At 65.4% G+C, this 5,093-nt stretch carries 4 protein-coding genes; all 4 read right to left on the bottom strand.

Annotation, left to right across the window (positions count from 1 at the left end; genetic code table 11):
- Positions 1-83 precede the first annotated feature (83 nt).
- The 4 genes from B1C78_RS00790 to B1C78_RS00805 all read right to left on the bottom strand — a co-directional run bounded on the left by B1C78_RS00790 (position 84) and on the right by B1C78_RS00805 (position 4,847).
- On the bottom strand, positions 84-1,082 hold the full coding sequence (locus tag B1C78_RS00790; RefSeq protein ID WP_077277246.1) for a YhdH/YhfP family quinone oxidoreductase: 999 nt from the start codon (positions 1,080-1,082) through the stop codon (positions 84-86).
- Positions 1,083-1,317: 235 nt separating this feature from the next.
- Positions 1,318-2,610, bottom strand: coding sequence for an OmpP1/FadL family transporter (locus B1C78_RS00795; RefSeq protein WP_077277247.1), 1,293 nt, complete (start codon positions 2,608-2,610; stop codon positions 1,318-1,320).
- A 39-nt stretch (positions 2,611-2,649) separates the two neighbouring features.
- Positions 2,650-3,033 carry an acyl-CoA thioesterase gene (locus B1C78_RS00800; protein WP_077277248.1) on the bottom strand — a complete coding sequence of 128 codons (384 nt, stop codon included), beginning with the start codon at positions 3,031-3,033 and terminating at the stop codon, positions 2,650-2,652.
- Complete coding sequence (locus tag B1C78_RS00805) at positions 3,030-4,847, bottom strand: AMP-dependent synthetase/ligase (protein ID WP_077277249.1); 1,818 nt, start codon at positions 4,845-4,847, stop codon at positions 3,030-3,032. The genes B1C78_RS00800 and B1C78_RS00805 overlap by 4 nt, the downstream gene beginning before the upstream one ends.
- Between the last annotated feature and the right edge of the window lie 246 nt (positions 4,848-5,093).

Raw genomic sequence — 5,093 nt, forward strand, 5'->3', positions numbered from 1 at the left:
GTCAGTTGTCAGTTGTCAGGAGCCTGGAACCGGCAGGACCTGTGTCAAGGGGTTTTCAACAACGGACAACTGACAACTGACAACTAACACGGACGAACCAGTATCCTTCCGTGGGTGCGGCCGGCGAGCATGCGCAGGCTCACGTCCATGAGTTCGTTCAGACCGACAGTGCCGGTATGGACTTCCGAGAGTTTCGGGGGGCGCAGGTCCGATGCCAGTCGCTCCCAGAGCGCAAGGCGCCAGTCCCGGGGACAGCGGGCCGAGCTGAGACCGAGAATGCTCACGCCGCGCAGGATGAAGGGCATCACCGTGGTATGCAGATCGGCCCCCCCGGCCAGCCCGATGGACACGACGTTGCCCCAGGGGCGGATACTGCGCACCAGCGAGGAGAGCAGTTCCCCGCCCACCAGGTCCACGGCTCCGGCCCACCGGGCACTTTCCAGGGGCCGCTTGCCCAGCGGCATGGCCGCGCGGTCCAGCACCTCTGCCGCGCCCAGGGACTTCAGCCAGTCAGACAGCGCCGGCTTGCCGCTCAGGGCGACCACCTCGAAACCGCGGGAAGCAAGAATATTGACGGTGAGGCAGCCCACGCCGCCCGACGCGCCGGTGACAAGGATCGGGCCGGCGGAAGGGTCCTGGCGGTTGAGCTCGAACCGACTCACGGCCATGGCGGCGGTGAATCCCGCAGTGCCCAACAGCATGGCCTGCTCCGCATCCATGCCCTCGGGCATCGGCACCACCCAGTCGGCCGGGACACGAATCCGACCGGCAAATCCCCCGTGGTGAAACTCTCCCAGCCCGCAGCCGGTCACGATGACCTCCGCGCCCACGGGAAACTCCGCCGAGGCGGATGCCACGACGCGACCGGCGGCGTCGATGCCGCCCACCAGGGGAGAGTGGCGCAGAATGCGCCCGCCGCCGGTGACCGCCAGGGCATCCTTGTAGTTGAGGCTGGACCAGGCGACCTCAACCTCCACTTCGCCTTCCATGAGGTCCGCGGGGCCAAGCGAGACCACCCGGACCCGATCGGGTCCGGTGGCCTCCTCGCGTATCATCAGCGCGGCAAACGAAGCATCGGCCATACCTGGATACCGCCTCTTCCGTCCCGGGAACACGCCTGGCTCAAATACCAAGCATATACCGAAAGGACCTTCCATGACCGTGGGACGGGGCAAAACGTGAAAGAAGCCCTGAAGATTCATAGAGATAGGTTGACCGCCAGCCGGCTTCGCGGAACACCCGGCGCCGCCACCGTTGCGCGCGTACGATCCGTGTCCGCCACGGCACAGCGCCGGGGGGGATGCGGGACGACCCGTGTCAGAAGCGGTAGCGAAGGGACGCGGCGACGACCTGAACCTGGCCTTCGGTGGAGCCGATCATGTGCACGGGGCCGGTCCCGGCATTACGTGTCAGGTTCAGGGATTGCTTCGCCACATTGATATAGGTGTAGGCAAAATCGAAACCCAGCCGGCTGTCCCTCTGGTAGCCGGCCCCCACGGAGTACCAGGTGCGATTGCCATCCGGGGTACGGGTGGATCGGTAATCATCCCGGGTGGGCGTGACGTCGTACTGAATACCGCTACGCAGTGTCCACCGCTCATTCAGCAGGTACTCGGCGCCCAGCGCCAGCGCCCAGGTGTTGCGGTAATTCTGCTCGATGACCTGGTCCTGCTCCCCTGGCCGCTTGATCCTGATCTCGTCAAAATTGGACCAATTGAACCATGTGTACTGGGCGAGGCCCGTCCAGCGATCACTGAATCGATGGCTGAGTCCAATGGATACGATGTCCGGCAGCTTGAGATCGGCTTGCCCGCTTTGCGAGCTCGCTGCCCCGACCGGAGGACGCGTGCGGGCCGTACCCTTGAGGGTGTGGGTAATCGCCTGGCGATAGTGAATGCCCAGACGGGTGTCCTCGCTCAGGTCCACCAGGACACCGACATTGAACCCATAGTCCCAACTGTCGCCGCTCAGGGAAAACTCTATGTCGTACTGTGGCTCCGCAGGCCCGGACGGATTGAGAATGGCGCTCTTGAGGGTGGCGTCCGCATACTGAATGTTGATCCCGCCGCCAATGGAGACCCTGTCATTCAGTTGAACTGCGATGCTCGGCGCGATATCGGTGACCCTGAGCGAGGTCTCGGTTGAATCGTACCGGGCAAAGAAATCATCATCGTAGTCGCTGGCGAGACCGAATGGCGCGGTGATCCCGAGACCCACCCAGGTGCGGTCATTGACAGGCTGCGCATAGAACAGGTTGGGCACCGGTGTGTGATCGTAGGGATTGCCGCCGTCTCCCCCGATGACTGGCTGCTCAGTGTCGGGTACCGCGGGAACCGCAGTGGACCCCTTGTCCCTCAGCCTCGCCTCCGGCATGAGAAAATGCACCGCCACCTGGAACTCCGCTGCCTCCAGCCGGGTCATGCCCGCCGGATTGAAATAGACGGTGCTGGCATCCGCCGCGATGGCCGACTCCCCGGCGAAGGCGCGTCCCTGCCCGCTGCCGCTCTGATGCTGGATATAGAAGCCCGCCGCCAGCGTCAGGCCCGGAGCAGCGCCCAACACAAGCCCGGCGACCCCGATCAGGCCGTATCGGTTCAGGCGACCTCTCATGATGTTCCCCCCTGTTGCTCGCATTCTTTGTCGGGCGAATCAGTCCTGCCTCGGCAGCGGCCTGGGACGTCCGTTTTCATCCACGGCCACGTAGACCAGGCGCGCATCGGCCACGGTGAGCGTTTCCGGATTCTCCGGGTTGCGGTCCACGACCACCTCCACGTCCACGGTCATGGAGGTGCGCCCGGCGCGGATCACCTCGGCGTACACGCTGACCATGTCGCCGCGCTGCACGGGCCTGCGAAAGTGCATGCTCTCCACGGCCACGGTGACCACGCGCCCCCGGGCAACGAGCACCGCCGGGATGCTGCCGGCGATGTCCACCTGCGACATCACCCAGCCGCCGAACACGTCGCCGCCCGAGTTGATGGGCGCGGCCGCGGCGGGCACGCGGATGCGGGGTTCGCGGCGCGCCGGGCTCATTCGCTGTAATTCTCGTAAAGGGCCTCAATACGATCGGCGTACTGATCCAGGATGCGGTTGCGCTTCATCTTGAGAGTGGGCGTAAGCAGGCCGTCCTCCACCGTCCACGGCTCGAGGAGCGGGATCACCCGGCGCACCTGCGCAAAACCGGTGAACTCGCGCAACTGGTGGGAGATGCGGGCACGCAGGGTCTTTTCCACGAAGCGGCTGTTGAGGTCCTCCTCGCTGTCCGGATCCACGTCGAGTTCACGGGCCAGTGCCTGCCATTCGTCGGGATTGAGCACCGCCAGCGCGGACAGGTGGGGTCTGCCTTCACCGAACACCATGACCTGGTCGAACAGCGGATCCAGCGCAATGGCCATCTCCATATCGGCGGGCGGCACCTTTTCGCCATTGCCCAGCACGATGATCTCCTTGATGCGCCCGGTGATATACAGGTGGCCGGTCTCGTCCATGCGCGCCTTGTCGCCGCTGTGCAGCCAGCCGTCCTCGTCGATGGCCGCATGGGTGGCCTCCTCGTTCTTCCAGTAGCCAAGCATGACCGAGGGACTGCGCGTAAGCAGTTCGTCCTTATCGCCGATCTTCACCTCCACGCCGGGCAGCGGCGTGCCGATGCTGGCGGGAATGTTGTCGTCCGGGCGGTTGACACTGACCACGGGGCTCGATTCCGTCATGCCGTAGCCGTGGAACACGGGCAGCCCGAGCCCGACGAAGAAGCGCGCGATGGGCGGCGGCAGCGGCGCGCCGCCGCACACGGCGTAGCGCAGGCGCCCGCCCAGGCGTGCGAGCACCTTGCCGGCCACCAGGCGGTTGAGCACCGGCCACAGCAGATGCTTCGGGTGCCAGCCTGCACGGCCCTGCCGGTGCTCGAAGCGGTGCCAGCCCACGTCGACGGTGGTCTGGAAGAGCTTGCGGGCCAATGGGGATTTCTGCTTGAGGCCGGCGTTGATGCGCCCGTAGACGCGTTCGTAGATGCGGGGCACCGAGATCAGCACCGTGGGCTTCACCGTGGCCAGGTCGTCCGCCAGCGTCTGGATGGAGCGGGCATAAGCCACCTGGGCGCCCACCATCATGGGCATGTAGTAGCCGGCGGTGCGTTCCAGCGTGTGGGACAGGGGCAGGAAGGACAGAAAGAGATCCCGCTCGTTGAGGTCGGCGCAACGGCTCGACGCATGGGCGTTGAACAGGATGTTGCGGTGGCTCAGCATCACGCCCTTGGGCTTGCCCGTGGTGCCGGAGGTGTAGACGATGGTGGCCAGGTCGTCCGGCGCCTCCTCGTGGGTCTGAAGCTCGCCCTTGAGGCCGAACAGCCAGTCCGAGAGCGAATCGAGGCGCTCGTCATCGGGCTTGTCTTCGGCCTCGATCGTATTGACCGAGATGATGCGCTGCAGGCCATGCAGCTTGTCGCGCACCTCCAGCAGCTTGCGCCACTGCAGTCGACCTTCCACCACCAGCAGCTTCACCCCCGCCTCACGCACGATGTAGGCGATGTTCTCGGCGCGGTCGTCGGTGTACATGGGAACGGTGATGAGCCGCAGCCCCGCGCAGGCCTGGTCGAAGACCACCCACTCGCGGCAGTTGCGCAGGATGATGCCCACCCGGTCGCCCGGCTCCAGCCCCTCCTTGAGCAGGGCCTGCTGCCATCGACCCACCTCGGTGGCCACTTCACTCCAGGTGCTGTCCACCCAGGCATTCTTGGCGTGATCGTACTGGCGGTAGGCAAGCCCGTCCGGCGATCGCCGCAAACGCTGCAGGAACAGCCCGGCCAGTGAGCCGGCCTCCAGCGGGGTGATGGCCTCGGTGGCCTGGGTCATGAACGCTCCTTCAGCCTGGGTCTGCAGAGATGTGTCCTGCCTGCGGGAGCGTTACCGCTCGCTCCTGCATCGGTTCCGGGGACGTGCGCCCATATTCCCCGAACTCCCGGGCCATTGACAACCTCAACACGGGGCCGAATACGCCCCACAACCACCCTGACCCGATCAGCCCGGACCTTGCACCAAGGCAGGCGATGCTTACGGCCTCCGGGCCTGTCTCGCTTGTCTGTAGATACTCCGTTCCCG

This window comes from Thioalkalivibrio denitrificans, from assembly GCF_002000365.1.
Classification (GTDB): Bacteria; Pseudomonadota; Gammaproteobacteria; order Ectothiorhodospirales; family Ectothiorhodospiraceae; genus Thioalkalivibrio_A; species Thioalkalivibrio_A denitrificans.